The sequence below is a fragment of the Arthrobacter sp. B2060 genome (assembly GCF_059090445.1).
Map to the genome: position 1 here is coordinate 26757 of NZ_JBNHFR010000014.1, position 26981 is coordinate 53737.

At 65.3% G+C, this 26981-nt stretch carries 29 protein-coding genes; 15 read left to right on the top strand and 14 right to left on the bottom strand.

Annotated elements, in window-relative coordinates:
- Positions 1-32: 32 nt before the first annotated feature.
- Complete coding sequence (locus tag AC5RUM_RS19665; RefSeq protein ID WP_494036522.1) at positions 33-539, bottom strand: hypothetical protein; 507 nt, start codon at positions 537-539, stop codon at positions 33-35.
- A 116-nt stretch (positions 540-655) separates the two neighbouring features.
- On the opposite strand from AC5RUM_RS19665, the gene AC5RUM_RS19670 reads away from it, so the two are divergent.
- Together AC5RUM_RS19670 and AC5RUM_RS19675 are read left to right on the top strand one after the other, a co-directional pair.
- A complete protein-coding gene (locus AC5RUM_RS19670; RefSeq protein WP_494036523.1) occupies positions 656-2653 on the top strand; it encodes a primary-amine oxidase in 1998 nt (665 codons plus the stop codon).
- A gap of 102 nt (positions 2654-2755) precedes the next feature.
- Positions 2756-3361: a TetR/AcrR family transcriptional regulator gene (locus tag AC5RUM_RS19675; RefSeq protein WP_494036524.1), complete on the top strand. Its 606-nt coding sequence runs from the start codon at positions 2756-2758 to the stop codon at positions 3359-3361.
- Positions 3362-3365: 4 nt separating this feature from the next.
- Here AC5RUM_RS19675 and AC5RUM_RS19680 read toward each other — a convergent pair whose 3' ends face one another.
- The gene (locus AC5RUM_RS19680) at positions 3366-4298 is read right to left on the bottom strand and encodes a LysR substrate-binding domain-containing protein (RefSeq protein ID WP_494036525.1); all 933 of its coding nucleotides are present in this window, start codon (positions 4296-4298) and stop codon (positions 3366-3368) included.
- Positions 4299-4406: 108 nt separating this feature from the next.
- On the opposite strand from AC5RUM_RS19680, the gene AC5RUM_RS19685 reads away from it, so the two are divergent.
- The 7 genes from AC5RUM_RS19685 to AC5RUM_RS19715 all read left to right on the top strand — a co-directional run bounded on the left by AC5RUM_RS19685 (position 4407) and on the right by AC5RUM_RS19715 (position 11867).
- Entirely contained in the window at positions 4407-4868 is a 462-nt protein-coding gene (locus AC5RUM_RS19685; protein WP_494036526.1) for a RidA family protein, read from the top strand.
- A complete protein-coding gene (locus tag AC5RUM_RS19690) occupies positions 4865-5536 on the top strand; it encodes a DUF1028 domain-containing protein (RefSeq protein WP_494036527.1) in 672 nt (223 codons plus the stop codon). The genes AC5RUM_RS19685 and AC5RUM_RS19690 overlap by 4 nt, the downstream gene beginning before the upstream one ends.
- Positions 5526-6689 carry a M20 family metallopeptidase gene (locus AC5RUM_RS19695; protein WP_494036528.1) on the top strand — a complete coding sequence of 388 codons (1164 nt, stop codon included), beginning with the start codon at positions 5526-5528 and terminating at the stop codon, positions 6687-6689. Before AC5RUM_RS19690 ends, AC5RUM_RS19695 begins: the two co-directional genes overlap by 11 nt.
- Positions 6690-6722: 33 nt before the next feature.
- A complete protein-coding gene (locus AC5RUM_RS19700; protein WP_494036529.1) occupies positions 6723-8141 on the top strand; it encodes an aspartate ammonia-lyase in 1419 nt (472 codons plus the stop codon).
- Between the two features lie 94 nt (positions 8142-8235).
- A complete protein-coding gene (locus tag AC5RUM_RS19705; RefSeq protein WP_494036530.1) occupies positions 8236-9516 on the top strand; it encodes a flavin-containing monooxygenase in 1281 nt (426 codons plus the stop codon).
- A gap of 436 nt (positions 9517-9952) precedes the next feature.
- Entirely contained in the window at positions 9953-10156 is a 204-nt protein-coding gene (locus tag AC5RUM_RS19710; RefSeq protein ID WP_494036531.1) for a hypothetical protein, read from the top strand.
- Between the two features lie 373 nt (positions 10157-10529).
- Entirely contained in the window at positions 10530-11867 is a 1338-nt protein-coding gene (locus AC5RUM_RS19715) for an ATP-binding protein (RefSeq protein WP_494036532.1), read from the top strand.
- A gap of 90 nt (positions 11868-11957) precedes the next feature.
- Here the strand turns inward: AC5RUM_RS19715 and AC5RUM_RS19720 are convergent, their stop codons facing one another.
- From AC5RUM_RS19720 to AC5RUM_RS19755, 8 genes are all read right to left on the bottom strand, one after another.
- Positions 11958-12455 carry an SRPBCC family protein gene (locus tag AC5RUM_RS19720; RefSeq protein WP_494036533.1) on the bottom strand — a complete coding sequence of 166 codons (498 nt, stop codon included), beginning with the start codon at positions 12453-12455 and terminating at the stop codon, positions 11958-11960.
- Between the two features lie 13 nt (positions 12456-12468).
- Positions 12469-12810, bottom strand: a complete 342-nt coding sequence (locus tag AC5RUM_RS19725; RefSeq protein ID WP_494036534.1) for an ArsR/SmtB family transcription factor — start codon at positions 12808-12810, stop codon at positions 12469-12471.
- A gap of 127 nt (positions 12811-12937) precedes the next feature.
- On the bottom strand, positions 12938-13798 hold the full coding sequence (locus AC5RUM_RS19730) for a phosphogluconate dehydrogenase C-terminal domain-containing protein (RefSeq protein ID WP_494036535.1): 861 nt from the start codon (positions 13796-13798) through the stop codon (positions 12938-12940).
- A gap of 1 nt (position 13799) precedes the next feature.
- The gene (locus AC5RUM_RS19735; protein WP_494036536.1) at positions 13800-14597 is read right to left on the bottom strand and encodes a sugar phosphate isomerase/epimerase family protein; all 798 of its coding nucleotides are present in this window, start codon (positions 14595-14597) and stop codon (positions 13800-13802) included.
- Entirely contained in the window at positions 14594-15442 is an 849-nt protein-coding gene (locus AC5RUM_RS19740) for a triose-phosphate isomerase family protein (RefSeq protein ID WP_494036537.1), read from the bottom strand. The genes AC5RUM_RS19735 and AC5RUM_RS19740 overlap by 4 nt, the downstream gene beginning before the upstream one ends.
- Complete coding sequence (locus tag AC5RUM_RS19745; RefSeq protein ID WP_494036538.1) at positions 15426-15896, bottom strand: ribose-5-phosphate isomerase; 471 nt, start codon at positions 15894-15896, stop codon at positions 15426-15428. Before AC5RUM_RS19745 ends, AC5RUM_RS19740 begins: the two co-directional genes overlap by 17 nt.
- Positions 15893-17680, bottom strand: a complete 1788-nt coding sequence (locus tag AC5RUM_RS19750; RefSeq protein ID WP_494036539.1) for a dihydroxyacetone kinase family protein — start codon at positions 17678-17680, stop codon at positions 15893-15895. The genes AC5RUM_RS19745 and AC5RUM_RS19750 overlap by 4 nt, the downstream gene beginning before the upstream one ends.
- Positions 17681-17773: 93 nt before the next feature.
- Entirely contained in the window at positions 17774-19123 is a 1350-nt protein-coding gene (locus tag AC5RUM_RS19755) for an MFS transporter (RefSeq protein ID WP_494036606.1), read from the bottom strand.
- A gap of 234 nt (positions 19124-19357) precedes the next feature.
- On the opposite strand from AC5RUM_RS19755, the gene AC5RUM_RS19760 reads away from it, so the two are divergent.
- The 3 genes from AC5RUM_RS19760 (at position 19358) to AC5RUM_RS19770 (ending at position 22379) form a co-directional block, all read left to right on the top strand.
- Positions 19358-20116 (top strand): FadR/GntR family transcriptional regulator, encoded by a 759-nt coding sequence (locus AC5RUM_RS19760; protein ID WP_494036540.1) that lies wholly within the window; start codon positions 19358-19360, stop codon positions 20114-20116.
- A 62-nt stretch (positions 20117-20178) separates the two neighbouring features.
- The gene (locus AC5RUM_RS19765) at positions 20179-21804 is read left to right on the top strand and encodes a 5-oxoprolinase subunit B/C family protein (RefSeq protein ID WP_494036607.1); all 1626 of its coding nucleotides are present in this window, start codon (positions 20179-20181) and stop codon (positions 21802-21804) included.
- A 92-nt stretch (positions 21805-21896) separates the two neighbouring features.
- Positions 21897-22379: a TspO/MBR family protein gene (locus AC5RUM_RS19770; protein ID WP_494036541.1), complete on the top strand. Its 483-nt coding sequence runs from the start codon at positions 21897-21899 to the stop codon at positions 22377-22379.
- Positions 22380-22396: 17 nt separating this feature from the next.
- Here the strand turns inward: AC5RUM_RS19770 and AC5RUM_RS19775 are convergent, their stop codons facing one another.
- A complete protein-coding gene (locus AC5RUM_RS19775; RefSeq protein ID WP_494036542.1) occupies positions 22397-22798 on the bottom strand; it encodes a VOC family protein in 402 nt (133 codons plus the stop codon).
- Positions 22799-22937: 139 nt separating this feature from the next.
- Here AC5RUM_RS19775 and AC5RUM_RS19780 point away from each other — a divergent pair, with 139 nt between their 5' ends.
- Positions 22938-23408: an NUDIX hydrolase gene (locus tag AC5RUM_RS19780; RefSeq protein ID WP_494036543.1), complete on the top strand. Its 471-nt coding sequence runs from the start codon at positions 22938-22940 to the stop codon at positions 23406-23408.
- Here AC5RUM_RS19780 and AC5RUM_RS19785 read toward each other — a convergent pair.
- The 3 genes from AC5RUM_RS19785 to AC5RUM_RS19795 all read right to left on the bottom strand — a co-directional run bounded on the left by AC5RUM_RS19785 (position 23405) and on the right by AC5RUM_RS19795 (position 25248).
- The gene (locus AC5RUM_RS19785) at positions 23405-23821 is read right to left on the bottom strand and encodes an OsmC family protein (protein WP_494036544.1); all 417 of its coding nucleotides are present in this window, start codon (positions 23819-23821) and stop codon (positions 23405-23407) included. The genes AC5RUM_RS19780 and AC5RUM_RS19785 overlap by 4 nt on opposite strands.
- 204 nt (positions 23822-24025) lie before the next feature.
- On the bottom strand, positions 24026-24367 hold the full coding sequence (locus AC5RUM_RS19790) for a hypothetical protein (protein ID WP_494036545.1): 342 nt from the start codon (positions 24365-24367) through the stop codon (positions 24026-24028).
- A 164-nt stretch (positions 24368-24531) separates the two neighbouring features.
- Positions 24532-25248 (bottom strand): TetR/AcrR family transcriptional regulator, encoded by a 717-nt coding sequence (locus AC5RUM_RS19795; RefSeq protein ID WP_494036546.1) that lies wholly within the window; start codon positions 25246-25248, stop codon positions 24532-24534.
- A gap of 97 nt (positions 25249-25345) precedes the next feature.
- Here AC5RUM_RS19795 and AC5RUM_RS19800 point away from each other — a divergent pair, with 97 nt between their 5' ends.
- Together AC5RUM_RS19800 and AC5RUM_RS19805 are read left to right on the top strand one after the other, a co-directional pair.
- Positions 25346-26389 (top strand): Atu2307/SP_0267 family LLM class monooxygenase, encoded by a 1044-nt coding sequence (locus AC5RUM_RS19800; protein ID WP_494036547.1) that lies wholly within the window; start codon positions 25346-25348, stop codon positions 26387-26389.
- Between the two features lie 153 nt (positions 26390-26542).
- Entirely contained in the window at positions 26543-26887 is a 345-nt protein-coding gene (locus tag AC5RUM_RS19805) for a DoxX family protein (protein WP_494036548.1), read from the top strand.
- The last annotated feature ends 94 nt before the right edge of the window (positions 26888-26981 follow it).

Below are 26981 nucleotides of genomic sequence, written 5' to 3' on the forward strand. Positions count from 1 at the left end.
CCGTGTAGGTGATGCGTGATCAGTTCGTGGTGTCAGTGCCCTACGGCGGCAGGGGCTGCCATGCGGGGGTTTGCTGACCTGTTGCTTCGAGTCAGGCGCAGTGCCGCGGAGGCCGCCATAAGGCACACGAGCTCCGCTCCAATGAGTGCGAGCATCGCCGCGTCGTGCGTGGCCACGGCGGCTTCTCCGGTACCGCCGGCCGGTCCATGATGGACTCCGGCTTCCGGTGTGGTGAGCAGGACCAGGTGGATGAGGATCATGGCGGCACTCATGGTCAGCAGGTGCCCGGCGGCCCTTCCGGCACAGCGCCGCCCCACCGCCGTCGGAGCGGCACTGCATCGCCCCGCCACCGTCGGAGCGGCGCAGGCAAGGCAGACGGCGCTCATCGCGGCCATCCACCACGCCATGGCTCCGGCTGGTGCGATAGCCGCCGCCACCGCATGGGCCGTGGCGCTGGCCGCCGCTGCCGTGTTGACGAGGCCGGCCGGAATGCGGGCTGTTGCCGGGCGCACAAGGCGCTGCCGGGTTTGCGGGTCCATGGTCCTCCTGGCTGCCCGGCGCTGAGACGTGGACTTTACGCCGGGCCTGTGAGATGAGTAACATCGAAACGTTGGTTGAACAGTTGTACCATCAAAATTCGACTTCAGGAAGTGCCATGACCCTTCAGACCACCCCCTTGGCCACGCAGGTGCAGCACCCGCTTGAGCAGCTTTCGGCCCGGGAAATCCACGAGGCCCGCCGGATCCTGGCGGACGCCGGACTCGTGGCCGAGACCACCCGCTTTGCCTACCTCGGCCTCGTTGAGCCGCCGAAGACCGCCCTTCACGGGCAGGCCGTCGGTGCCGCCCGTGTGGTCCGGGCAATGCTTTGGGACGCGGCACTCTCCCGCTCCCTGGACCTCCGCCTTTCCCTGACCGCGGGGATCGTCCTTGACCAGCGCGAGCTGAATCCCGCCGTCGACGGCCAACTGCCCGTCCTGCTGGAAGAGTTCGACATCATCGAGGACATCCTTGCCGAGGATCCGCAGTGGACAGCTGCCCTCGCCTCCCGCGGACTGACCGCGAAGCAGGTCCGTGTGGCACCGCTGTCAGCGGGCGTGTTCGAGTACGGGAACGAGGAAGGCAAGCGCCTCCTTCGCGGCCTCGGCTTCCGCCAGGACCATCCAGGTGACCACCCGTGGGCGCACCCGATCGATGGCCTGGTGGCATTTGTGGATGTGGAAAACCGCCGCGTCAACCACCTGATCGACGACGGCCCCGTGCCAATCCCGGACGTCAACGGAAATTACACCGAGGCCGCGGTCCGCGGCGGGCTCCGTACGGACCTGAAACCGATCGAGATTACACAGCCCGAGGGCCCCAGCTTCACGCTGGAGGGCAACCACCTTTGCTGGGCGGGCTGGGACCTCCGCGTGGGCTTCGATGCCCGCGAGGGACTGGTGCTCCAGCAACTCCATCACACCCACAATGGACGGAGGCGCCCGGTGGTCCACCGCGCGTCGATTTCTGAAATGGTCGTTCCCTACGGCGACCCCTCCCCTTACCGGAGCTGGCAGAACTACTTCGACTCGGGCGAATACTTGGTGGGCCGGGACGCGAACTCACTCAGGCTCGGCTGCGACTGCCTGGGCGACATCACCTACATGTCACCAGTGGTGGCCGATGATTTCGGGAACCCGCGCACCATTGAAAACGGCATCTGTATTCATGAGGAAGACGCAGGGATCCTCTGGAAACACACCGATGATTGGGCGCGCTCCAACGAGGTGCGCCGAAACCGCCGCCTGGTGGTGTCCTTCTTCACCACCGTGGGCAACTACGACTACGGCTTCTACTGGTACCTCTACCTGGACGGCACCATCGAGTTCGAGGCAAAGGCAACCGGCATCGTCTTCACGGCCGCACTCCCGGACAAGGAGTACCCGTTCGCCTCGGAGATCGCCCCCGGCCTCGGAGCGCCATACCATCAGCACCTCTTCAGCGCCCGGCTGGACATGATGATCGACGGCGCTGCGAACCGCGTGGAGGAACTGGACCTGGTGCGGCTTCCCAAAGGGCCTGGGAACCCCCACGGCAACGCCTTCACCCAGAAGCGCACGTTGCTGGCCCGTGAATCCGAGGCAGTGCGCGATGCCGACGGCAGCAAGGGGCGCGTGTGGCACATCAGTAACCCGGACTCGCTGAACCAGCTCGGCCAGCCTGTCGGCTACACGCTCTACCCGGAAGGCAATCCCACGTTGGCCATGGCGGATGATTCCTCGATCGCCTCGCGGGCTGCGTTCGCCCGGCACCACCTCTGGGTCACCCGGCATGCGGAGGAGGAGCTCTACGCGGCAGGAGACTTCGTCAACCAGCACCCGGGCGGCGCCGGACTTCCAGCCTACGTGGCGCAGGACCGCGACATCGACGGCCAGGACCTTGTGGTGTGGCACTCCTTCGGCTTGACCCACTTCCCGCGCCCTGAAGACTGGCCGATTATGCCCGTGGACACCACCGGTTTCACCCTGAAGCCGCACGGCTTCTTCGACGCGAACCCCACACTGAACGTGCCGCCGTCCGCTTCAGAACACTGCGCATCCGGAAACACGGCCGCGGACACCGCACCCGGTGGCACCGCCGCCCGGCATTCCGAGCCGGGCGCTTGCGGGCACTGACACGTTCCGCACCGCGGGGGCGCGCGCAGATGCGTTCCCGCGGTGGTAGGGTGCACACGGCCGCGCGATGTGCACCCGCAAGCGAACGAAGGAGCGAGCGTCATGCCCAGATTGGTGGACCACCAGGAGCGACGCCGTTCGATCATCGAGACCACATGGCGCATTATCGCGGAGCAGGGCATCGAGAACGCCAGCATGCGCGACATCGCCCGGGAATGCGGTTATGCGGCGCCGGGCGTCCTGGCCCACTACTTCCCCAACAAGGATGCCCTGCTGCTGGCGTCGTACGAGCTGATCTGCGAGCGCACCAACGAGCGGATCGCCGCCGGCACGCAAGGCCGCCGGGGTCTTTCCGCGCTGCAAGGCCTCTGCCTGGAGATCATTCCAGCCGACCCGCTCACGGTAGTGGAGGCCCGCGTGGCGGTTTCCTTCTGGCAGCGCGCACAGACGGAGGATTCCCTGCGCGCCGTGGGGCGGGACGCACTGCTCCAATGGCGCGGCCTGATTATGGCGTTCCTCGCCGAGGCAGAGCACGACGGCGAATGCGCACCATTGGCAGATCCGGACACAGTTGCCGATGAGCTGCTGAACATCATGATGGGCCTGCATGTGACCTCAATGCTGGACCCGGACGCCGTCACCGGATCCCGGCAACGCCACCTGATGGAACGGGCATTGACGCGCCTGGCCCCGGCGAATTCGCGTTAACCAGCTACTGCTGCTGGCTAGCCGCCGCCCTTTGGTGACGCACGCTCTGGGCGACCGCCCGCATCCGCGCCGTCGCGCGCTGCGTGCGCAGCCGGGCCAGCACGATACTCAGTTCCGGGACGCGGTCCTTGATGGCGACGGCGGCGACATGCCCGCCGTCGTACGTCAGCCCGTGCCGCGGGCGCTGGTGCAATATCGAATAGCCGTGGCCGTTGGCTACGAACGTGCGCACTGTTTCGTAGCTGGCGGAGCGGAACCGCACGTCCGGTTGCAGCCCCGCACCGTGCAGGATGGAAAGCATCAGCTCGCGGGAATGCGGCAGATCCAGCAACACGAAGGGCTCCTCACGCATCTCGGACAGTGCCACCTCGCCCCGTGCCGCCAGTTTATGCCCCGGCGGCAATGCCAGGTACGGGCGGACACTGTCTACCGCGGTGACCGCGATCCCCTCCGGAAGTCCCAGATCATAACACAGGGCCAAGTCCGCCTGGCCGCTGAGCAAAGCTGCTGAACAGCCTGCGGCGTCGGCCTCCGTGACCTCAACCTCAAGCCGCGGGTGATCGGTGCTCAGCCGCCCCAAGAGCCCGGGCAGCATAAACGGTGCCAGCGTGCTGAAGCAGACCAACCGCACCCGTCCCTCTACGCTGCGCTGTTCGCCCCGGGCATGATCCAGCGCCTCCTCCAGATGTCCAAGCACGGCCTGGGCATCACGAAGGAACAGCTCTCCGGCGGGGGTAAGCAGCAGCCCCTTGGACCGCTGCCGGATGAAGAACTGGGAACCGACACTCCGCTCCAGCTGGGACACCGCCGCTGAGACTGCGGACTGCGCCACATTCAGGCGCAGCGCCGCTCCCGTCATGGACAGCTGGGCCGCCGCTTCCACGAAATAGCGCAATTGGGTGAGCGTGACATCCATGCACGCCAGCATACTCTTCATCAGTTCTTCTGATGCAACAAGTCGGAAACGACTGTTGGACAGATTTCAGGGTCCACGGGAAGCTGAAACAAGAACAACTCGATCCATTGATCCGCAACAGGAGAAACCATGAAGCACCAGCGCATCCGGCCCTTCAACACGAAGGAGACGTACCCGGAACAGAACCTGGATAACGACCTTTGTCAGGCTGTTGTGGCGAACGGAGTCGTCTATCTCCGGGGTCAGATCGGTCAGGATCTGGACACTCGGGAATCGATCGGGATCGGCGACGTCGAGGCCCAGACGGAAAAGGCCATGGCCAACATTGACCTGCTTCTGAAGGAAGCCGGCAGCAGCCTGGAAGACATCGTAAAAGTCACCGTTTACATCATCGATCCGCGCTACCGTGAAACCGTCTACCGCACCATGGGCCGCTGGCTCAAGGGCGTCTTTCCGGTTTCCACCGGAATCGTCGTGCAAGCCCTTGCCCGCCCTGAGTGGCTGGTTGAAATCGACGCCACTGCCGTTCTCTCGGCACCTGCTATTCTCCCGAGGGCTGCTGTTCTCCCGACGGTTGGGGGCACAGCGTGACATTCAGCATCGCCGCCACCGATGGACACGGCCGGTTCGGCCTTGCCGTCTCGTCTTCCTCGCCCGCAGTTGCCGCCCGTTGCGCCCATCTGCGCGACGGCGTCGGCGCCGTGAGCTCTCAGAACATCACCGACCCCCGGCTGGGCACCGCCCTCCTGGATCGTCTGCAGGCAGGCTACTCAGCACAGGAGGCACTCGACGCCGTGGTCCACGAAGCACCCGCCGTGGACTACCGGCAACTGGTAGTCCTTGACGCCACCGGCGGCTCCGCCGTGTTCAGCGGAGCCCACACGCTCGGCGTCTTCGGCGAGGGCCGGGGCCCGAACAGCGTGGCCGCCGGCAACATGCTGGCAAGCCCTGCGGTCGCACAGGCCCTATGCGATGGTTTCGACGCCGCCGCCGGCGAGTTGGAAGAGCGGCTGCTGGCCGCGTTGAGGGCCGCCGAAGCCGCCGGCGGCGAGGCAGGACCGGTGATGTCCGCGGGCATCTCTGTCGTCTCCGGTCTTGGCTGGAGGGACACTGATCTGCGCGTTGACTGGCACGAAGAGCCAATCGCCGAACTTCAGCGGCTGCTGGACGTGTGGCTGCCGCAGCGCCAGGACTACGTGGTCCGCGGACTCGATCCCGCATCTTCCGTCGCCTATGGGGTGCCGGGCGATGACCGCTGAACGGGCAGTGACACAGGACCCGTCCGTCAAAAGCGAACAGCGCGCCCGGGTGCTCGAGGCCGTGGCCTCCCAGCACCCGCCGCTGATCCGGCTTTCGGAGCAACTCCACGCAAACCCCGAACTCGGCTGGCAGGAACACCTCGCGGCCCAATGGACCGCGGAGTACCTGTCCAGCCTCGGCTTCCAGGTCGAAAAGGAGTACCTCGGATTCCCCACGGCAATACGCGCCGTGTTCGGCAACGGGCGGCGACGAGTCGGACTAATGGCCGAATACGACGCACTTCCAGGCCTGGGGCACGCGTGCGGCCACAACATCATCACCGCCATCTCCTGCGGCGCCGCCGCTGCCCTGGCCAACTTCGCCGAGGAGCGGGACCTCACCGTCGAGCTGTACGGAACCCCCGCCGAGGAAGGCGGAGGCGGCAAGATCGAGATGCTCAAACGTGGCGCCTTCCAAGGGCTGGACCTGGCCCTGATGGCTCACCCCAGCCCAGTGGACTCCGCAGAAGCCCGGCCCTATGCAGTCGCCCATAGCCATGTGGAGTTCCAGGGCAAGTCGGCACACGCGGCTGCCTACCCCGAGCAGGGCGTCAACGCCAACGATGCGTTCGTCGTCGCCCAGGTGGCACTCGGCCTGCTTCGACAGCAACTGCCCTCCGGCACCCGTGTCCACGGTATCCAGACACGCGGCGGGGAGGCACCGAATGCGATTCCGGAGAAAACCGAGGGCCGCTGGTATGTCAGGGCCGAAACCCTTGCAGAGCTCGGACCACTGGAAGAACGTGTCTACCGGTGTTTTGAAGCCGGTGCCCTCGCATCCGGCTGCGAGCTGTCGATCACTCCGGAGTCCGAACCCTACTCAGAGTTCCGGACTGACCTGCGGGCCCTCGAGCTTTACACGCAGCATGCCCGGTCACTTGGAAGGGACTTCAATGCCCCTCCCGAACAGGCCACCATGAACCGGGCCTCAACTGACATGGGCAACGTCTCCCAGGTGGTCCCGGCCATCCACCCCTACATCGGCCTGGGCTGCTTCCCGGCAGCCAACCACCAACCCAGCTTCGCGGCGCACTGCGTAGGGGAAGCAGCAAATCTTGCCATCCATGACGGCGCGGCCGCGCTTGCCCTCACCGCCTTGGACTATCTGGCGTAGCCCGTATTTTTCGTATCCACCCAGGAAGAGACCATGACAAGCCAAGAGTCACCGCCGCTGGACAGCGTCCGGCTGGAGCATGACAGCCTCGGGGACCGGGAAGTCCCCGCCAACGCCTACTGGGGCATCAGCACCATGCGTGCCGTAGAAAACTTTCCCGTGAGCGGACGCACCATCGGTAGCATGCGTTCTCTTCTATGGGGATTTGGTGCCATAAAGTGCGCGGCCGCCAAAACCAACGAAAAGCTGGGGCTCCTGGAGCCGGTCCGGTCGGCGGCCATTCAAGCGGCGGCCCGCGAAGTCATGGACGGGTTCCTTGACAACCACTTCGTTGTAGACAGAATTCAGGGCGGCGCCGGGACCAGCACCAACATGAATGCGAACGAAGTGGTCGCCAATCGCGGGCTCGAACTGATGGGCCGCACCAAGGGCGAGTATTCGGCTCTGCACCCCATCGACGACGTGAACCGCAGCCAGTCGACCAACGACACCTATCCAACGGCCATCAAGATTGCCCTGCATCGGGAGCTGACCATACTCTGCGCCGAGCATGAGCGGCTCAGCAATGCCTTCGCCGCAAAGGCCGAGGAATTTACAGGGATCATCAAGGTCGGAAGAACCCAGCTGCAGGATGCTGTGCCCATGACCCTGGGCCAGGAGTTCGGGGCCTTCGCCGAAACTCTCAGGGAGGACAGGGACCGGCTTCTGGAGCTTCTGCCCCACCTGCGAGAGACCAACCTCGGCGCCACGGCCATTGGCACCGGGATCACCGCCCCGCCCGGCTACCGTGAGGCCGTTATTGAGGAACTCAACACCCTCACCGGCCTGCAGCTGGTCTCCGCCACGGACCTGGTGGAAGCCACCAGCGACACCGGGGTATTCATGCTGGTTTCCGGTGTGCTGAAACGGGCCGCCGTGAAACTATCCAAAATCTGCAACGATCTGCGTCTGCTCTCTTCGGGCCCGCAGACTGGTTTTGGCGAAATTTTTCTCCCGGCAGTCCAGGCGGGATCGTCCATCATGCCAGGAAAGGTCAACCCGGTTATCCCGGAGATGGTCAATCAGATTGCTTTCCGGGTGGTGGGCGCCGACGCAACAGTAACGATGGCTGTGGAGGCCGGGCAGCTCCAGCTCAACGCCTTCGAGCCCGTCATCGCTGACGCCCTTCTCGAATCACTCGCCTGGCTCACCGCGGCGTGCCGCCAACTACGCACACACTGCGTCGATGGCATCAAGGCAAACACTGCCATGCTCCAGGAGCGCATGCTCGAATCCATCAGTGTTGTCACCGGTCTTGCGCCACTGATCGGATATGCGGCGGCAGCAGAATTGGCCAAAGAGGCCCTCGCCAGCCACCGAACAATCGCCGCCCTCGTGACGGAACACGGCCTGCTGGACGAGCAGAAATTGAGGCAGGCCCTCTCACCCAGCAGCCTGGCGGGCCTGGCCTGAGACGTACGCGGCGAACTTGAGCGACAAACGCTCAAACGCATCTGACTTTTTTATTGAAGCAAAACCACAATTTGCCCAAACAGAGGAGATTGCCATGTCAAGCCAAGAGGTTGAGGTCCTCGTCGTAGGCGCAGGCCAAGCCGGGGTTGCGATGAGTGAACATCTGAGCGAGCGCGGCATACCGCATCTCGTTCTGGAGCGTCACCGCATCGCCGAGCGGTGGCGCTCGGAGCGGTGGGATTCCCTGGTGGCGAACGGGCCGGTCTGGCATGACCGCTTTCCGGGCCTGGAGTTCACCGACCTGGAACCCGGCGCTTTCGCTTCGAAGGAGCAGGTGGCGGACTACTTCGTCGCCTATGCAGAGAAAATCGGCGCTCCCATCCGCTGCGGTGTAGAGGTGAGGTCCGTGCGCCGCAACGCCGGCGCACCCGGCTTCCACGTGAAGACATCGGACGGCGAGTTCACCGCACGCTACGTCGTGGCCGCGACCGGGCCGTTCCAGCGGCCTGTGATCCCGGCCGTTGTTCCCGAGGCTGCCGGGCCCGTGCAAATCCACTCCAGCAACTACCGCAACCCCGGACAGCTGCCGGAGGGCGCCGTCCTGGTTGTTGGGGCCGGATCCTCGGGCGTGCAGATTGCCGCCGAAATCCAGCGGTCCGGCCGGCAGGTCTACCTCTCCGTCGGACCGCATGACCGACCTCCGCGGAGCTATCGCGGACGGGACTTCTGCTGGTGGCTCGGAGTGCTCGGCAAGTGGGACGCTTCCACTCCTCCCCTGGGCGCGGAGCACGTGACGATAGCGGTGAGCGGAGCCGACGGCGGCCACACGGTCGACTTCCGTGCCCTCGCCGAGAACGGCATCAAACTCGTCGGCCGGACCGTTTCGTTCGACAGCGGAACCATGCGATTTGCCCAGGATCTCCGTGAGAACATCGCGAACGGCGACGCTCACTATCTCGGGCTGCTCGACGAAGCCGACGCTTACATCGAACGCAACGGCCTCGATCTCCCCGAGGAGCCCGATGCCCGCACTCTCCTGTCCGACCCGGAGTGCATGACGGACCCCATCCTCACACTCGACCTCGCGGAAGCCGGAGTTGCCTCGATCGTCTGGGCGACCGGCTTCGCCGTCGACTACAGCTGGCTGCAGGTCGACGCGTTCGACGAGAACGGCAGGCCGCGACAGCAACGCGGAGTTTCCGCCGAGCCTGGCGTCTACTTCCTCGGACTTCCTTGGCAGTCGCGCCGCGGATCGAGCTTCATCTGGGGCGTGTGGCATGACGCCAAGTATGTCGCTGACCAAATCGCGATCCAGCGGAGCTACCTCGACCACAACGAGCAGGCCACCCTCGTGGCGAGCGCAGCCTCCGTCTGATACCGGAACCCACGAGGCCAGATCAACTGCAGTACCCGGTAAGGGGACCATGCCATGGCGGCATGGTCCCCTTGCGCCGTCAGCTTCCGAAGGCCGCCACTGACACAATCGATGTCCTGGTGTAGGCATGGACAGAAACCCGGCCTGTGAGCAGTCTCACGCGCTGTCAGCTTGAGACGCCGGTGCCGCGCCGGGCATCATGGAACGGACAGCCGGGCACAGGATTTCCCGTCCGGCGGGGCCCTGAGGTTCATGCTGACGCGTAGATATTCAGTGGCTGAGAAGCACAGCTTTACCCAACCTGGTGGACGCAACGAGGCCAAACCAGTGAGCTCGCCTGAGCTTCACAAGGTCTCCGATCGTTCACGGATTGACCGTTCCGGGCTTCGCGCCGACGCAAAGCCCATTGACCGATACACGAATGAGGCACCGAATAATGACGTTCGAAACCACTGAGTCCGTAACGCTGAAGATCTGGGACCGGTCCGCAATCGACCACACACTGGACACCGTCGTGCAGGACCTGTCTGCCAGGGCGAACGCCCCCAAGCACAGCATTGCCGTGACCTGCAGCGGGCCCAACACCTTCACGGTCAGCCTGAACCGCAGCGCCCCGACCTTCGAGGACGTTACGCGCTAGAACGCAACAGCAGAGAACGACGGCGGGAGTTTCCCGCCGTCGTTCTTTCGCGTTCCGCGGAGTCGGCCAAAGCGCGGCACAACGTCACGCCAGTCATTGGTTTCTTCAATCTTTAACCTTCAGATATGATCGCTTTTCCTTATGTAATTTCCCTTCCATACTGGACAGGACTCACAACGACGTGAAGGCTGGCGCAGCTTCGGCGCGCCGCCACCCCGACAAGAAGGCGACGGACCCATGACGGCTCTGACTTACCCGCAAACCTCTGACGTGCAGGAGCGGCGCCCGGCCGATGCAGTCCTCCCGCTGGAGGACTTTGACTGCAGCACCGGGGAGGAATGCTTCTTCTGCGCTTGCCCTGAGACTGACTGAGATGACAGCCACAACAGCCACGGAGACCGCGACAACCGCCGGAAGGCCCGCCGTCCACCCCTGGAGCGTCCGCGACTTTCACTCGGACGATCTCGACCAGCTCATCGGCGTCTGGCAGGATTCCAGGACACCCGGCGCACACCCTGTCTACAGCCTCTCCGAGATCATCGATGCGTGCTCCAACGGCGTGGGGGTCGTCGCCGTACGGGAGGGACGTGTGGTTGGGGCAGCCGCGTGCAGAATCCACGATGGCCGCGCCTGGATGGTCCTGCTCGCACAGGACCGGGAGTGGCGGGACCAGGGGCTCGGGAGCGCCCTGCTCGCCGGAATGGAAGACCGCCTAACCAGCCAGGGCATCCGGCGGATCTCGGCGCTCCTGCCGGCTTCGGAAACCAGGGTCCGCGCCTTCCGCAACAGCGAGTACAGAGTGGAGGAGGACCTCCACTACTTTGAGCGAACCATCCCGCTGCAACCCCGCGAGATGGGGCCGTTGAGCCAGCTGGGTGGCCGCCTCCTCCCCCACGGGCTCTGGGAGGCGCTGGCCGGCATGCAGCGCGAAAAAGCGCTGATCGAACAGCGGCTGATCCTGCCGCTGGCGCGCACGGAACTCGCCAAGTCCCTGGGCGTGACCCCGCCGCGCTCCGTGGTCCTGTTCGGGCCTCCGGGCACGGGCAAAACCACCTTCGCCAAGGCAGTGGCCTCCCGCCTCGACTGGCCGTTTGTCGAAGTCTTCCCCTCCCGGCTCGCCTCCGATCCCCAGGGTCTCGCCGGTGCCCTGCGGCAGATATTCCTCGAGATCAGCCGCCTCGAGCACGCCGTCGTGTTCATCGATGAGGTCGAAGAAATAGCCGCCGCCCGCACGGGGGAAGCATCGTCTGCGCTCCAGGGGGTCACCAACGAACTGCTGAAGATCATCCCGGCATTCAGGGAAAAGGAAGGCCGCCTGCTGATCTGCGCCACCAACTTCATCCGCTCACTCGACAAGGCCTTCCTCCGCCACGGCCGCTTCGACTACGTCATTCCAATCGGCCCGCCGGACCTGGATGCCCGCAGGGCCATCTGGAACCGCTACATCCCGCCAGCCGTGTCCCCGCAGATCGACCTGGACGCGCTGGCCCTCGCCAGTGAGCGGTTCTCTCCAGCGGATATCGAGTTTGCGGCCAGGAAAGCTTCCCAGCAGGCCCTCGAGCACGCGGTGCAGGCGCCCCACCCGATACCGGAGGACCAGATCCTCACGACCAGCGCCTACTTACAGGCCATCGAAGGGACCCGCGCCACGGTCACCGAACCGGTCGTCAGGGACTTCCTGGAAGACATCGAACGCATTGCACGGGTCTGACCGGGTAGCCAAAGACCGGAGATAGAGAACGACGGCGGGACCTTCCCGCCGTCGTTCTCTTGCGTTGTGCGTTGCTGCAGCCGTTACGGCTCAGGCGCGGGAGTGCTCGGCGAGGATGCCGTCGATCTGGCCGGCAGCTTCGTGCATGCCCTCCTCCATACCCATCTCCACCATCTTGTTCATCTGTTCCTCGGACTCGAACGTGGACCGGACGGTCATTCGCGTGCGGCCGCCGATATCCTCCAGCGTGACCGTCGCATGGGTTGTGCCCATGGCCTCGTCCGGCGCGCCGTTGTCGTCGGCGAAACCGTCGTCGAACTCGAGGCGGTTGGGGGCGTCAATGCTAGTGATGCGCCACCAGCCGCCGGCTTTCTCACCTTCGGGGCCGGTCATGTAGTAACTGGCCTCTCCGCCCGGGGTGAACTCATGCTTGCTGAACGTAGCCGGCCAGGTGGGCGGGCCCCACCAGCGCTCAAGCTGCCTCGGGTCTTCCCAGATCTGCCAGACCCGCTCGACATCGGCATCGAACTCGGCCACGAGGGTGAAGCTCAGCGTCTCGGGATTCTTCGTGGAACTGATAACGGTCATTGCCGGACCCTTCCTATTCTTCAGCTTCTTCAGCGAGGATGTCGGCGATCCGCCCGGCGCGCTGCCGCCAGATCGCCTCGTATTCATCAAGCAGCCGCCGGGCTTTCTGCAGGCCTTCGTGATTGCCCCGCACGATCTGCTCCCTTCCGCGCTTTTCCTTCGTGACGAGGGACGCGCGCTCCAACACCGCCACGTGCTTCTGAACGGCGGCGAAGCTCATGGCGTAGAGGGAGGCGAGGCCGGACACCGAGTATTCGCCCACAACCACCCGGCGCATGATGTCCCGGCGGGTGGCGTCGGCGAACGCCTGGAAGAGGCGGTCAAGTTCGGCATCGCCCATCTGATCTACAACCATTTGGTTGCAGGATATGACGGGAGGGGGAGGGTGTCAATGGCAATTCCCTTCCGCCCCGCAACGGCAAGAGGCCGACGGCGGGAACCCCCGCCGTCGGCCTCTTGCCAGTTGTTGGGTGAGCCGCAGCCTAGCGCTTGACGGCGTCCAGCTTGAGCATCTTGGCGATGACGCCGTCGAGCTCGGAGTCGTCGAAGATCTTCTTCCAGTCGTCCTTGATGATGGTGTCCTTGCCGTACTGGATGGCGATTTCACATGCCTCCGAGAACGGGTTGGAACCGCGCAGGGCGTTGGTGAGCGCGATCTGCACGTGGCCGAACAGCATCGCCTTGGCTGCTTCCTCGGGCACGCCGGCGGTGTGAACGGTCTCGTGGAGAGCCTCGTTGAGCAGCGTGCCGATCATGCAGGCCACGGTCTCCACCAGGGTGGGTTCGAGGATGGCGAGCTGCTTCACGGTGACCCAGTGGACGTCGATGACCGGAGCGTAGATGACGCGGATAGTGGCCTCGGCCGCGGCCTTGGTTGCTTCCGGGGCGTCCTCATCGATCGCGGCCACCACGTTCTGCGGGGCACCCTGGCCGCCGAAGGTGTCGGCCCATTCTTCCTTGGTGGTGCGCTCCAGGAACACGGACGGGTGGCACGGGTGGGCCACGGCCTGGACCACGTCGTCGCGCTTGGCCAACAGGCCGGCGTAGGCGGCGGCCGGATCGAGGGTGAGCAGGATCGCGCCGGACTTCATCTGCGGGACCACGCCTTCGGAGACGATGCCCAGGACGGTGTCCGGGACGGCGAGGATCACGACGTCGGCGCCCTTGATGGCGTCGTCGGTGGCAGTGATCTCACGGCCCTCGGCGCGGACCCGGTCCTGGCCGGCCGGTGAGTTTTCGCTGTAGAAGACGGTGTGGCTGGACTTCTGGAGGTTCCGGGAAACGCGCATCCCCATTTTGCCTCCGGCTCCGATGACGGCGACGGTCAAGTTTTCTGCTGACATTTCATTTGCTCCTTAGGAAATCGATGCTTTGTTGGGTCCACTGGTTTTCGAGGCGGATGGTTTCGTCCTCGGTGTCCTGCCACGGCAGCCAGTGTTCGACGATCTGGTTGATGCTTCTTTGTTGGGGCTGGATCTTCCGGACCATGTGGTCGTAGTCGAGAAGTCCTTCGCCGAGGGGCGCGCCGGAGTATGTGAATCCGACCCATCCCTCCTTGCGGCTGAACGCAAAGTCTTTGATGTGCATGTTCAGGACGTAGGGCGCGACGGCGTCAATCACCTCACGGGGCATCTCCAGTGCCGCGACGGTGTTGGCGGGGTCGCTGCAGATCCCGAGATGCGGGCTGTCCACACGGCGGATGACCTCAAGGATCCGGGCGGTGGGGACCTGTTCGTAGGTTTCCACCGCGATCTTCACCCCGGCTGCCTCGAACTCCGGCAGCACGTCCTTGAAAATCGCCACGGACTCCTCCGCGGTGGGCGTGTGCCCGGGGACGTTGAACATGGTCCGCAGCAGCGGTGCGCCCAGGATCCCGGCGATGCGCAGGAATTTCCGCAGGTGCTCCGGGCGGATGCCCTTGGTGCCGAGCTCCAGGCAGATCCCTTGCGAGTCCGCGGTGGCGCGGACCTCCTTGAGCTCGGCATCGGTCATCCCCTCGAGCGGGGCGTAGTCGCAGATCTGGAAGAGATCCACGCCCATCGCCGCTGTCCGTTCCAGTGCCTGGTGGATGGTGAGCGGCTTGCTGACCTTGTCCGAAAGCTGCCAGAAGAACGCGTAGCTGCTCAGGCCAATTCGGCTCATGCTGCTGCCTCCATGAGGCCCAGCCGTTCGGCGGTCTCGTCCAGGATGTCCCTGACCGCTGCCGGGTTATGCGCGAAGCGGCCCAGGAACAGACCGGCGACGGCGGGGCCGAGCCGCGTGATCAGGCCGGGGCCGGCGCTGCCGCCGTAAATGACCCGGCTGTCCTCCTGGCCTGTGTCAGTGCCTGCAGCACGGGTGCGCAGGTGCGCGTCCAGTCCGGTAATGACCTCGCTGATGAACTCCGGAGAGGCAGGTTCGGGTGCCCCGATGGCCCACTGCGGTTCGTAGGCCACGATGGTGCGACCGGTGCCTGCCAGGCTCCCGGCCCGGTTCAGCACACCGTCGATTTCCCGGATGCAGTACCTGATGGCGTCCGATGCCGTGCCGCGGGCGGGTTCGCCGACGCACAGGACGGGGGTGAGGCCGTTGCGGTAGGCCGCTGCGGTTTTCAGCCCGATCACGTCGTCGTCCTCGCCGAAGATGCGGCGCCGTTCGGCGTGGCCCACCTCGGCGTAGCGGCCGCCGGTTTCGGCCACCATTTTGCCGCTGACTTCGCCGGTGAAGGCGCCTTCGTCCTCCCAGAAGATGTCCTGGGCGCCGGCGCCGGCCCCGGCGGCGGAGAGGATCCTTGCCGCTTCGGGCAGGACCGGGTGGGCAGGCAGGGCGAACAGTTCGACGCCGTCGCTGCGGACGGCCGGATGCGCGGCGGCGATGCCGGCCACCTCTCGGCACCACTCCAGGGTGCGCCCGTAGCCGAAGTACATCTTCAGGCTGACGCCGATGATGGCCCGCGGCCGGACTGTTCCTGCCTCACCCGTGGTGAGGGAATTAGCAGGAAGTGACACCTTCGTAATCCTTAATCAGCGTGACCTTTTCGGCGGAGGCCGAAGACTCGTCAAAGGTGTAGGTGAGCCATTCCTTGGCGAGCCGGCGGGCGAGTTCCAGGCCTACGACGCGCTGGCCGAAGGTGAGCACCTGGGCGTTGTTGCTCAGGATGGAGCGCTCGACGGAGAAGCTGTCGTGCGCGGTGACGGCGCGGACGCCGGGGACCTTGTTCGCGGCGATCGCCACGCCCAGGCCCGTGCCGCAGACCAGCAGGGCGCGGTCGGCCTTGCCGGCGGCGACAAGTTCGGCGGCGGCGATGGCCACGGACGGGTACGGGGTGTGGCTCGTGGCGTCCACCCCGACGTCGGTCACGGACTCAACCAGATCGGAGGCCTCCAGGTCAGCCTTCAGGGCTTCCTTGTACTCGAAACCGGCGTCGTCGGCTCCGATGACCAGGCGCAGTTTGGCGCTCATGCGTTCTCCTTGACTGTTGTGTTCTCGTCGGTGGTTGCTGCGGCTTTCGCCTCGAGGAAAGTGGTGTGGATCGCGCGGACGATCAGCGCCATGGATACGGCGCCGGCGTCCGGGGTGCCGAGGCTCTTCTCGGCGTGCGGGCGGGCCCTGCCCATCAACGGCAGCAGGTTGGCTGTGTCGTCGGCGGCCTGCTGCGCTACGGTGGCCGCGGCGCCCCAGGCATCAGTGAGGGACTGCCCGGCGTTCGCTCCGGCGGCGAGGGCGTCGCGGAACGGAACCAGCACATCGACGAGGGTCTTGTCGCCGGGCTTGGCCTTGCCGAAGTCCATGATCGCGGACGCGGCGCCGGCAACACCGGTGGCGACAGCACCGGCGTCGGGCGCGTTGCTGTCCCCGATCGCGTCGCCGACCGCCCGCAGCGCCATGCCCCACAGGGCACCGGAGGTGCCGCCGGCCCGGTCTGCCCAGGCATCCGCTGCCAGGTGCAAGGTAGTGGCGGCTCCGGCTCCGCGGCCGACGGCGTCGGTAGCGGCCTCGACGGCGGCCCGGACGCCGCGTTCCATGCCGATGCCGTGGTCCCCGTCCCCGGCGATCGCATCGATCCGGCCGAGTTCCTCAACGTTGGCATCGATCACGGCCTTCGCCGCGCCGAGGGCTGCCAGGACCCGGCGGGCCGCACCGCGGGAGTCGTCGGTGGCGACCGGAATCGCTGCGGCCTCCACGACGCCTGAGGCCAGTTCAGCGGCGTCGAGCTCCTGGGCATCAAGCTTCTGGGCGGTGACCGCGCCGCGGCGGAACGCGGGGGCATCCGCGGGTGCGTTCCAGAGGGTTTCGAGTTCGTCGTCCAGCCAGAACAACGTCAGCGAGGTTCCGGCCATGTCAAAGCTGGTAACGAGCTCTCCCACCTGCGGGTCCACGGCTTCCAGTCCGGCTTCGGCCAGGAGCTGGGCGACCCGGCGGTACACAACGAAGAGCTCTTCGTACTTCACGCTGCCCAGGCCGTTCAGGATCGGCACCACCCTAGCGCCGCTGAGGTCAAGGCCGTCGGGCACCTCGGTGAGAAGCTTGCCCACGAGCAGCTCGGCGAGCTCGTCCGCCGTCGGAATGTCCGTTTCGCCGATGCCCGGCTCGCCATGGATGCCCATGCCCACGGCCATCCGGCCCTCCGGGACGGAAAACAGCGGGCTTTCGGCCCCGGGAAGCGTGCAGCCGCTAAACGCGACGCCGAAGGAACGGGTACGGTCGTTCGCGCGTTCGGCGATTTCGACTGTGCGGTCCATGCCGTAGCCGGCCTCGGCGGCAGCGGCCGCGACCTTGAAGACCGTCAGGTCCCCGGCGATGCCGCGGCGCTTGGCACGCTCTTCCAATGGGGCGGAGGAGACGTCGTCGGTGACGGCGATGCTGCGGCAGTCGATGCCCTCCTTGCGCAGGCGCTCCTGGGCCTGGGTGAAGTGCAGGACGTCCCCGGCATAGTTGCCGTAACCGAGCAGCACGCCCGCCCCATTGTTGGCGGACTTGGCCACGCTATAGACCTGCTGGGCGGAGGGGGACGCGAACAGGTTGCCCATCGCGGCGCCGTGCGCCATGCCCTGGCCCACCAGCCCGGCGAACGCCGGATAGTGCCCGGAGCCGCCGCCGATCACCAGCGCCACGGTGCCGGGGGTGCTCTTCGTGCTGCGGGCCACGCCGCCCGGGACGCGCCGCACCCACCGGCCGTGCGAGGCAACGAAGCCCTCGATCATCTCGTCAGCAAACGCTGCGGGTTCATTGAACAGGCGGGTCATGGGAAGCTCCTGGGCCTAACGAAGGGGAAGTCGGTTTGGGGATGGGGTTTGCAGGGGCGTCCTTCCAGGAGAAGGACGCCCCCCCCGGGTCTGTCAGGGCTCCGAGTGGTGCCCTGCACCCGCAGGGTCAAGGGCCTCGGCGGGCACGCCCTCGCTGACCTTGCCGGAGCGGCTGAGCGCCACCATGAGGATGCAGGAGAGGAGCATGAATCCGCCGACGACGAACATGGGCACTGTGTAGGCGCCGGTCAAGTCCTTGAGCCAGCCGGTGATGTACCCGGCGCTGAAGCCGGCCAGGTTGCCCACGGTGTTGATCAGGGCGATGCCGGCCGCTGCCGCCGCGCCGGTGAGGAACTGGGTGGGGACCGTCCAGAAGTTCGGCAGTGCGGCGAAGATGGACATAGCCGTGATGGTGATGACGGCGATGGTGGCCGCCGGCGAACCGGCGAACAGTGCCAGCGGGATGCTCAGGCCGCCAATGAGGGCCGGCAATGCGATGTGCCAGGTCTTGACGCCGCGCTTGGTGGCGTCCTTGGACCAGAAGTACAGGGCGAATGCTGCAGGCAGGTACGGGATCGCGGTGATCAGGCCCTTCTGGAACACATCGAACTTGGTGCCGTAGAGGCCTTCGAAGCCCGCGATGATGGTGGGCAGGAAGAAGCCGAGGGCGTACAGTCCGTAGATGAAGCCGAAGTAGATGGCGGAAAGCATCCAGACCCTGCCGTTGCCGAAGACTGTGCGGACGCTGACGTGCTTGTTGCTGGCAGCGGTTGCCTTCTTTTCCGTCTCCAGGGCGCCGGTCAGCCAGGTCTTCTCCTCCGCGGTCAGCCACTTGGCCTTGGCGGGAGAATCGGCGAGGTAGAACCAGGCAATGATGCCGACCACGATGGCGGGAATGGCCACTCCGAAGAACATGAACCGCCAGCCTTCAAGGCCGAAGAAGACGCCTTCCTGCTGGATGAGGAGGCCAGCCAGCGGAGCACCGATGACCGTGGTCAGCGGCTGGGCAAGGTAGAAGAGAGCCAGGATCTTGCTGCGGTGCTTGGACGGAACCCAGAGGCTGAGGAACAGGATGGCGCCGGGGAAGAAGCCGGCTTCGGCCACGCCGAGGATGAAACGGAGGATGTAGAGCTGCTCCACGTTGCCCACCCAGGTGAACAGCAGGGAGACGATGCCCCAGCTGACCATGATGCGGGCGAGCCAGCGCCGTGCGCCGAACTTATGCAGGGCGAGGTTGCTGGGGACTTCCAGCAGGATGTAGCCGATGAAGAAGACACCGGACGCGAATCCGAACTGTGCCGCGGACAGCGCCAGGTCGGTGTTCATGCCGTTGGGGCCGGCAAACGAGATGGCCGTGCGGTCCAGATAGTTGATGAAGAACATGAGGGCGACAAACGGCACCAGCCGGATTGCCACTTTCCTGATTGCAGATCTTTCGACCACTGATTGGGTGGTGGTGTCCACATTGACTCCTAGATGTTGGCTCCCGGGAGCTTCCTGCGCTGGATGCTGTGGGATGTGTCTCGGTGCCTAGTTGCGGGAAGCTGGCCGGGTTCCGGGCTAGGCGCGTGATTAACACCATAGGTCCAATTCCAAAATTGGTCAACCGGTTGACATATTCGCTTCTAAGCCGACTGCGCGCCTTTGCGCCACCGCTCCGGTTGCTACGCTTTGACTGTGTCAGCAAACTCCGCCGCTTCGACGGCCAAAATCAGTGCCGCCCTCGGCTCCATGGAGCAGGGTTCGGTGGTGTCCGAGGTGGCGGAACGGCTGCTGGCATACTTCACCAGCGGCGAGATCGCCCCAGGAACGCGCCTGCCGGCCGAGCGCACACTGGCCGCATCGTTGGGCGTGGGCCGTTCCGCCGTCCGCGAGGCCCTGGCCGCCCTCGAGATCCTCGGGATTGTGGTTGTCCGGCCCGGCTCCGGAACATACCTTCGCGACGGCGTCTCGGAACTGCTCCCCCGCACGCTCAGCTGGGGCATGATGCTGGGTGCTCCCCGGACCCGGGAACTGGTGGAACTCCGCGGCGGGCTTGAGGTGCAGGCAGTCCAGTTGGCGGCGCAGCGGATCACCGATGAGGCATTGGACCGCATGCAGGCCAACCTGGACACCATGGGGCAAAATCTCGATGACCTGAAGGCTTTCGTAGAGGCGGATGCCGCCTTCCACCGCGAAATTGCGGCCGGCTCAGGCAACCAGGTCCTCGAGGAACTGCTGCAAAGCATCCGCTCGCTGCTGCGGATCTGGGTGGACCGTGCCCTGACGGACGAAGGGCACGCGGCCGCGGCACTGGCTGAACACACGGAAATCTTCCAGGCACTGAAGTCCCGGGATGACGCCGCCGTCACAGCGGCCATGCGCTCCCACATGAACACGGCGGCCAGACGCCTGCTGGCGGGCTACGACGCCGACCGCCTTGAGGCCGGCGAATAGCCCGAACCATGGCAATGACCGAACGTGAAACTCCGGACGCTTCGGCGGCCCAACCCACGCAGATGGTCCATCCGGCCTCGACGAACCGCCCGGGCCGGGTCCGCTCGGTGCGTCCGGTGGGAACTCGCACAGTACTCGCGGAGCTTTCCGGACTGCAGGACGTGCTCGCACTGCAGGCCGCTCTCCTTGAGTCGCCGCTTCCGGGACAGCAGGACGTCCTGGCTGCGGCCGAAACCGTCATGGTCAGGGCAGAGTCGCCGGCAGCCGCCCGCCGCATTGGCAGGATCCTCCTGGAATTGGACCTCTCGGCCCCGGCGCCGCAGGACGGCGGGCTGGTGGTCATTGATACGGTGTACGACGGCGACGATCTCGCCGAAGTCGGGAAACTGACCGGCCTCGGCGTTGAGGGCGTAATCGCCGCCCACTGCGGCCAAACCTGGACCGTGGCGTTCGCCGGATTCGCCCCCGGCTTCGGCTACATGGTGGGAGAGAACACGTCGCTCGAGGTCCCCCGCCGGAGTTCCCCGCGCACCGCTGTCCCCGCTGGGTCGGTCGCGTTGGCCGGAAACTACTCCGCCGTGTATCCGCGCAGGTCCCCCGGGGGCTGGCAGCTGATCGGCCGCACCGGAGCCCGCATGTGGGACCTCCATCGTCCCGAACCCGCTCTGGCAAGCCCGGGCCACCGGGTGCGGTTCCGCGCGGTCCGCGACGTCGTCCAGATGGCGCCGGAGCCCGCCGCTGCACCTGGCGGGGAGCAGCCGGCCACGCAGGCCAGCTCCGGGCTCCGTGTCCTTTCCCCGGGAATCCAGAGCCTGATCGAGGACCTGGGCCGGCAGGGCCATTCCGCTTTGGGTGTCTCCGCGGCCGGGGCACTCGACCGGGCCTCGCTCCGCAGGGCCAACCGACTCGTGGGAAACAGCCCGTCGGCAGCTGCCATCGAGACCGTGTCCGGCGGACTCAAAGTGCAGGCCGTCGGCGACCAGGTCCTGGCCGTTGCCGGCGCGCCGTCGGAGCTTTCAATCCTCACGCCGTCGGACGCAGACTCCGGAGAAGCCGAACAGCGGCGCGCTGTTCCGGTGGCCGCGCCCTTCGCCCTCCTTGACGGCGAAATCCTCAGTATTGGGATTCCGGAAGCAGGCTTCCGGAGCTACCTCGCCGTTCGTGGCGGCGTCGCCTCCGAGCCGGTGCTCGGCAGCCGTTCCACGGACACCATGTCCGGAATCGGGCCCCCGCCCCTGGCCGCCGGACAGCTGCTGCCCGTCGGCGCTGAAACTGAATCCGGCGTCGTGGGCAGCCCGGAGGTTCAGCCCGACTACCCGCGCGGGGTCACCGTGCTGGACATCGTCCCGGGCCCCCGCGCGGACTGGTTCGACCAGGCTGCCCTGGATTCACTGTGCGGGCAGGACTGGACGGTCAAACCGGAATCCAACCGGGTGGGCATGAGGCTGCAAGGGAAACCCCTGGAGCGCAGCCGTGCCGGTGAACTCCCCAGCGAGGGAACAGTGGCCGGCGCTATCCAGATGCCGCCGGAGGGCCTGCCCGTGCTTTTCCTCGCGGACCATCCCATCACCGGCGGTTACCCGGTCATCGGCGTCGTGGTGGACCACCAGCTTGACCTGGCCGCCCAGGTCCCCATCGGCGGACGCATCCGCTTCCGCATCTCTCCCGAATACAAAACCGTCGTTTGACGCGGGGGCCCGCAATTGCTCACAGTGGGTCAGTGCGGTCAAACGTCAAAAATGGGGCCCCCGGCTCCCCACACCCGGGCAGGCAACCCTGGGTGCGGAACACCACCGCGCTGCTCGGCTTTCTGGCGGTGTCGTGGACGGTGTCGATGCTGGGGTCCCTGCCGATCAGGATGAACGCCAACGGCTGGTACGCCGCGGCCGAGAAGGCGCCGTGGACCCCGCCCGGATGGATGTTCACCATGACGTGGTTGACGCTGTACACCGCGATGGCCGTTGCTGCCTGGCTTGTATGGCGGCAGCGGCGGGTCCCCCGCGGTGGCGCGCTCAGGCTCTACGCGATCCAGTTGGCACTGAACCTCGCGTGGCCGCCGATGTTTTTCGGCATGTACCCGATGCTGGGGACCGCCGCCCTGTGGCTGGCATTGATGATTCTTGGAGCCCTCACCGTGGCAGTGACTCTCACCGTCCTCCGCTTTGGACCCATCAGCAAGGCTGCCGGGCTGCTGATGCTGCCGTACGTTTCATGGCTCGTGTTCTCGGGAAGCCTGAACCTTTACGCAGCCCTGCACAACTGAGTCGTGGGGCGGCGCAGTTAGCTTGCCGGCCTGGACGTCTCTGGCGTTTCGGGCGGCTGGGGCGGTTTGGGCGGCTCGTGGAGGCCGAACGTCGAGCCCTGGTCGTCTTTGCAGAGCATGAACCTGCCGTACTCCCCGGCACCCGTTTCGTCCCCAAGACCAGTCTCATCGACTGAGCCGCCGAGGGCCCGCACTTTGTCCAGGGCAGCATCCATGTCCTCCACTCGGAAGAACAGGTAGGGCACAGCACCGGGGTCCCCTCCATGCATGCCGCCGGCGATCCCTGATGTGCCGATGATGAATCCTCCTCCCTGGGAGGGGCCGGGCGTAAAGTCCCAGCCGAACAATGCCCCGTAGAACGCCTTGCCCCGCTGGGGATCTTCCACGCCGATCTCAAAGAATGCTGGCTCGCCGGACATCGCTCCTCCTGGCCCTGGGTGAGAACGCACTCACCGTAGGGCGGATGCTCCGCGGGCGCAATGGTGCAGTGCTTGTACTCCGGCCCGGGCGCCTGCGCTACCGCCTGCCCCAGCGGTAGCCTTGGGAGGTGGAGGGCACATGACGGTTCGAAGCGCAGGCATCCTGCTGTACCGGCAAAAGGCGGAATCGGAGCCGGACGTCTGGATAGCCCATATGGGCGGGCCGTTCTGGGCCCGCAAGGACGACCATGCCTGGTCCATTCCGAAGGGCGAGTACCTCGAAGACGAGAATCCGCTCGTAGCCGCCATGCGGGAATTTTTCGAGGAGATGGGCACCCCTGCACCGCCCGGCGACTACACGGAGCTTGGCGCTTTCCGGCAGCCCTCAGGCAAGATCATCACGGCGTTCGCGGCCGAGGCGGATTTCGAGCCCGAGCAGATTGTGAGCAACACGTTTTCGTTGGAATGGCCCAAAGGGTCCGGGGTAGTTCGAGACTATCCCGAGATCGATGCCGCCAGGTGGTTCACAGCATCCGAAGCGCGCTCGAAGCTGGTGAAGGGGCAGGTACCGATCCTGGACGCGCTCCTTGAACTCCTGGAGCCCGCTTAGCCAGTCACGACGACCAGCTCCACCGGGACTGCTCGGCGGACCGCGTCGTCAACGGGAGAATGCTCGTCCGCCCACTGGACGATGTCCCGAAGTGCGGTCTCGTCGGCGTCCGTGGCCGCCACACGGACCACTGTCCGCAGGCCAAGAGGCCCCGCGGGAACTTGATCGCCGAGTCCCAGCATGCCACGGTTATCAGATTCACTGTCGACTTCGACTTCCAGCAGGGACAGATCCACTCCCTTCTCCGCCGCCCGCATTGCAATGAGCGAGACGAGGCAGGCGGCGCTTGCGGACCGCAGCATCCAGCCGGGGGTGGGCGCGGAACCGTTCCCGCCGACGCCGGGTGCCATGTCAGTCACCAGGGACCAGCCTCGGGGACCGTCCACCCGCACCCGCAGCCCCTCCTCCAGCACGGCCGTGGCCTTCGAGTCGCGGGAGCGCGCCTTATCGGGACTGTCACTTAGATACTGTCTGGACCTACTGATCGCTTGGGCTATTTCCGACTGCGACATGCTTGTGCTCACTTCCGCAACACGATCCGGTTCGGACCGGGCAAGAATACACCCCCCGGTCACGAGGAGAAATGCCCTGCAGGCCACGCGACGGTGAGCCACGAGCTACAGCAGGGGCATCCGGGACCCAATGCGGAGAGTCAGTTGCTCGCCGTCAAACATTTGCCCGGCTAGGCGCCACATCTTTTGGGGAATAACAGCACCCGCAGTGGTCGTGTATCCATCCACGATCAACGCCGTTTCCCCACCCGGGTTCACAGTGGTGGCCACGGCAACAAGGACTTCCGCATGAGACTTCGCTCCATCAGAGAATACGATCGTCAGCGCTGATGGGTTGGAAACCAAGTCCTCAAGGGAACCACGCGGAGTCACACGCAGCACGGCGCCTGGAAACAGGTGGCTGTGGGATGCCACCGCTTCTGGGAAATCTCCGCCCGTTCTGGTCATCGTTGCGCTCCTTTGCCTACCCCTACTCCGTTCCCTTCTGGCTATTCGTCGAACTGGCGACTGATGAAGCCTTAAGAAAGCATAGGCCCGTACCGGGATGGGCAGCGCGACGCGGCTTGATCATGATGCCTAAGACGCTGCCACTCGTAGCGGTAGCCAGCTTCTTAGATGTTCTCGTTGCCCTTCTTCGTCGTTCCTGCCGAACGGCGCGGCTCCCGGAGTCGCGGGCGCATCATCGTGCGTGCGACTTGGCTGGGCTTCATCGGCGGCTCGGTGAGGGATGTGGCCCTGTCTGGCCGAATGCCGTCGAGGAAGAGCTCGACATTGCGCCGCCACGCGCTGGGGGCCACATTTCTGGTGGCCTCCACGATGCGACTGTTGGCGAGCATGATGAAGACGAGATCTTCGGCCCTGAAATCTGAACGAACCGCGGCGGCCTCACGTGCTTGGCGAACGAGTTCTTCGATGAGTGCCTGAATTCGCCGGCGGAGCGCCACCAATGTGTCCGATCCATCGAGTCGGGTCGTCATGAGGTTGAGATAGCCGCGGCTGTCAGCCTCGAGGGCGCAACTGGCCATGATGTAGCCGGAGAGGCCCGCCCACCTGTCTTCGTCCCGCAGGGCCTCTTCGACAAGGCGCAACTGTTCGTTCAAGGGTTCGACCAGGACGGCGCCCCACAAATCCGACCGGCTGGGGAAGTGTCGGTAGAGAGTGCCGGCGCCAACTCCGGCCGACGCCGCAATGGCGTCCAGTGACGCGTTGAGTCCCTCCGCCGCAAACGCAACCCGTGCTGCCTCAATGAGCGCTTCGCGGTTGCGAAGGCTGTCCCTCCGCGGAGCACGAGAGCGTGCCGGCCTGCTTTCCGGATCCTCGCTCGGCATGATGCAACCCCTCACCTTCGTCGGGAATACGGAGATGGGTCTACGCATTACACTAACCGGAGACACCTCTCCACAACACTAAAAATGGGAGATTACCATGGAATTGGGCGTGTATTCCTTTGCAGAGGCCGTTGCGGACCCGAACACCGGGAACAGGATCAGTCCTCAGGAACGCCTGAAGGATCTCGTCGAGGAAATTGAGCTGGCCGATCAGGTCGGCCTCGACGTATACGGGCTCGGAGAGCATCACCGTCAGGATTTTGCTGCTGCGAGTCCAGCTGTTGTTCTTGCTGCAGCCGCCGCACGAACCGAGAAGATTCGCCTTACCAGTGCCGTGACAGTCCTCAGTTCCTCCGATCCGGTGCGCGTACATCAGGATTTCGCGACTCTCGATCTGCTGTCGGCCGGTCGCGCGGAGATCATGGCCGGCCGCGGTGCGTTCACCGAGTCGTTCCCGCTGTTCGGATTCGATCTGTCCGATTACGACACCCTTTTCGAGGAGAAGCTGGATCTTCTTCTCAAGATCCGCGCTAATGAGAAAGTGACCTGGTCAGGTCGCCTCCGTGCGCCTCTGTCGGATCAGGGTGTATACCCGCGCCCGGCACAGGATCAGCTGCCCGTCTGGGTAGGAGTCGGTGGGTCCCCTTCGTCGGCCGTACGCGCCGGGAAGCTTGGGTTGCCTTTGTCTCTTGGCATCATCGCCGGAGACGTCCGCCGGTTCGCTCCTCTCGTGGAGCTTTACCAGGCGACCGCACGTGAAGCCGGTCACCCGGAAAGCGCGGTGAAGGTCAGCATCAATGCTCACGGCTATGTCGCCGACAGTAAGAAGCAGGCCATGGAGCTCAGCTACCCGTACTTCCAGTCCGGGATGAGCGCCTTCCTGAACGCGCCCTTCACGGCACTGCCCACGAAGCAGCACTACGGCGCAGGTGCCTCCCTGCAGGGAGCGCTCGTGGTCGGTTCCCCCGAGGAAGTGGCCGAGAAAATCCTGTTCCAGCAGAGCATCTTCGGCAACGAGCGCTTCCTCATGCAGATCAGCGTCGGCACGATGCCGCACAACGAGGTCATGCGATCCATCGAACTGCTGGGCACCCGAGTAGCCCCGATCGTTCGCACCGAATCGCTCGTCGCCGCAGCCTGATGATCGTCCACCCGCTTCGCGGCCGCTGTCACAGCCTTCGAAGCGGGACCAGGACCGGCCCCCTTCAGGGAATCTCACAGAACAAGGCGAATCCGTGCGCCTGCATCACCACCGACAACCAATCACTCACCATCGTCAGAACGGGTAACTCCAATGTTCATTGCAGCATCCATCCTCAGCGTCCTCTTCTCTGCCTTGCTCGTTTTCTCCGCAGTCGGCAAGATCCGCAAAGACCCACACCAGATGGTCGTCCTGGAGCTTGTGAAAGCGACCAAAGCGGCACCACTGCTCGCCACACTCGAACTCGCAGCAGCGGCCGGTCTGCTCGTCGGTCTCGCCTGGTGGCCCATCGGAATCGCAGCTGGCATCGGTGCGGTTCTTTACTTCGCCGGGGCGATCGTCGCGCACCTGCGGGTCGGGGATCGCGCCGTGACCGGTTCTGCCGTTATGCTCGGAGTCAGCGTCGCCGCGGTAGTTCTCAGGACCCTGACGCTCTAACCTCGCGCCGGCGCGAGGAACCCTACCGCTCCCTCACGAACAACTGCAGCGCGATCGACGTGTCTCATTTCCTTAGAAGTGGGACACTCGCGCG

Bases quoted from the DNA above. Each gene is read 5' to 3' on its own strand.
- AC5RUM_RS19665 (WP_494036522.1), bottom strand. From the start codon at position 539: ATGGACCCGCAAACCCGGCAGCGCCTTGTGCGCCCGGCAACAGCCCGC.
- AC5RUM_RS19670 (WP_494036523.1), top strand. From the start codon at position 656: ATGACCCTTCAGACCACCCCCTTGGCCACGCAGGTGCAGCACCCGCTT.
- AC5RUM_RS19675 (WP_494036524.1), top strand. From the start codon at position 2,756: ATGCCCAGATTGGTGGACCACCAGGAGCGACGCCGTTCGATCATCGAG.
- AC5RUM_RS19680 (WP_494036525.1), bottom strand. From the start codon at position 4,298: ATGAAGAGTATGCTGGCGTGCATGGATGTCACGCTCACCCAATTGCGC.
- AC5RUM_RS19685 (WP_494036526.1), top strand. From the start codon at position 4,407: ATGAAGCACCAGCGCATCCGGCCCTTCAACACGAAGGAGACGTACCCG.
- AC5RUM_RS19695 (WP_494036528.1), top strand. From the start codon at position 5,526: ATGACCGCTGAACGGGCAGTGACACAGGACCCGTCCGTCAAAAGCGAA.
- AC5RUM_RS19700 (WP_494036529.1), top strand. From the start codon at position 6,723: ATGACAAGCCAAGAGTCACCGCCGCTGGACAGCGTCCGGCTGGAGCAT.
- AC5RUM_RS19705 (WP_494036530.1), top strand. From the start codon at position 8,236: ATGTCAAGCCAAGAGGTTGAGGTCCTCGTCGTAGGCGCAGGCCAAGCC.
- AC5RUM_RS19710 (WP_494036531.1), top strand. From the start codon at position 9,953: ATGACGTTCGAAACCACTGAGTCCGTAACGCTGAAGATCTGGGACCGG.
- AC5RUM_RS19715 (WP_494036532.1), top strand. From the start codon at position 10,530: ATGACAGCCACAACAGCCACGGAGACCGCGACAACCGCCGGAAGGCCC.
- AC5RUM_RS19720 (WP_494036533.1), bottom strand. From the start codon at position 12,455: ATGACCGTTATCAGTTCCACGAAGAATCCCGAGACGCTGAGCTTCACC.
- AC5RUM_RS19725 (WP_494036534.1), bottom strand. From the start codon at position 12,810: ATGGTTGTAGATCAGATGGGCGATGCCGAACTTGACCGCCTCTTCCAG.
- AC5RUM_RS19730 (WP_494036535.1), bottom strand. From the start codon at position 13,798: ATGTCAGCAGAAAACTTGACCGTCGCCGTCATCGGAGCCGGAGGCAAA.
- AC5RUM_RS19735 (WP_494036536.1), bottom strand. From the start codon at position 14,597: ATGAGCCGAATTGGCCTGAGCAGCTACGCGTTCTTCTGGCAGCTTTCG.
- AC5RUM_RS19745 (WP_494036538.1), bottom strand. From the start codon at position 15,896: ATGAGCGCCAAACTGCGCCTGGTCATCGGAGCCGACGACGCCGGTTTC.
- AC5RUM_RS19750 (WP_494036539.1), bottom strand. From the start codon at position 17,680: ATGACCCGCCTGTTCAATGAACCCGCAGCGTTTGCTGACGAGATGATC.
- AC5RUM_RS19765 (WP_494036607.1), top strand. From the start codon at position 20,179: ATGGTCCATCCGGCCTCGACGAACCGCCCGGGCCGGGTCCGCTCGGTG.
- AC5RUM_RS19775 (WP_494036542.1), bottom strand. From the start codon at position 22,798: ATGTCCGGCGAGCCAGCATTCTTTGAGATCGGCGTGGAAGATCCCCAG.
- AC5RUM_RS19780 (WP_494036543.1), top strand. From the start codon at position 22,938: ATGACGGTTCGAAGCGCAGGCATCCTGCTGTACCGGCAAAAGGCGGAA.
- AC5RUM_RS19790 (WP_494036545.1), bottom strand. From the start codon at position 24,367: ATGACCAGAACGGGCGGAGATTTCCCAGAAGCGGTGGCATCCCACAGC.
- AC5RUM_RS19795 (WP_494036546.1), bottom strand. From the start codon at position 25,248: ATGCCGAGCGAGGATCCGGAAAGCAGGCCGGCACGCTCTCGTGCTCCG.
- AC5RUM_RS19800 (WP_494036547.1), top strand. From the start codon at position 25,346: ATGGAATTGGGCGTGTATTCCTTTGCAGAGGCCGTTGCGGACCCGAAC.
- AC5RUM_RS19805 (WP_494036548.1), top strand. From the start codon at position 26,543: ATGTTCATTGCAGCATCCATCCTCAGCGTCCTCTTCTCTGCCTTGCTC.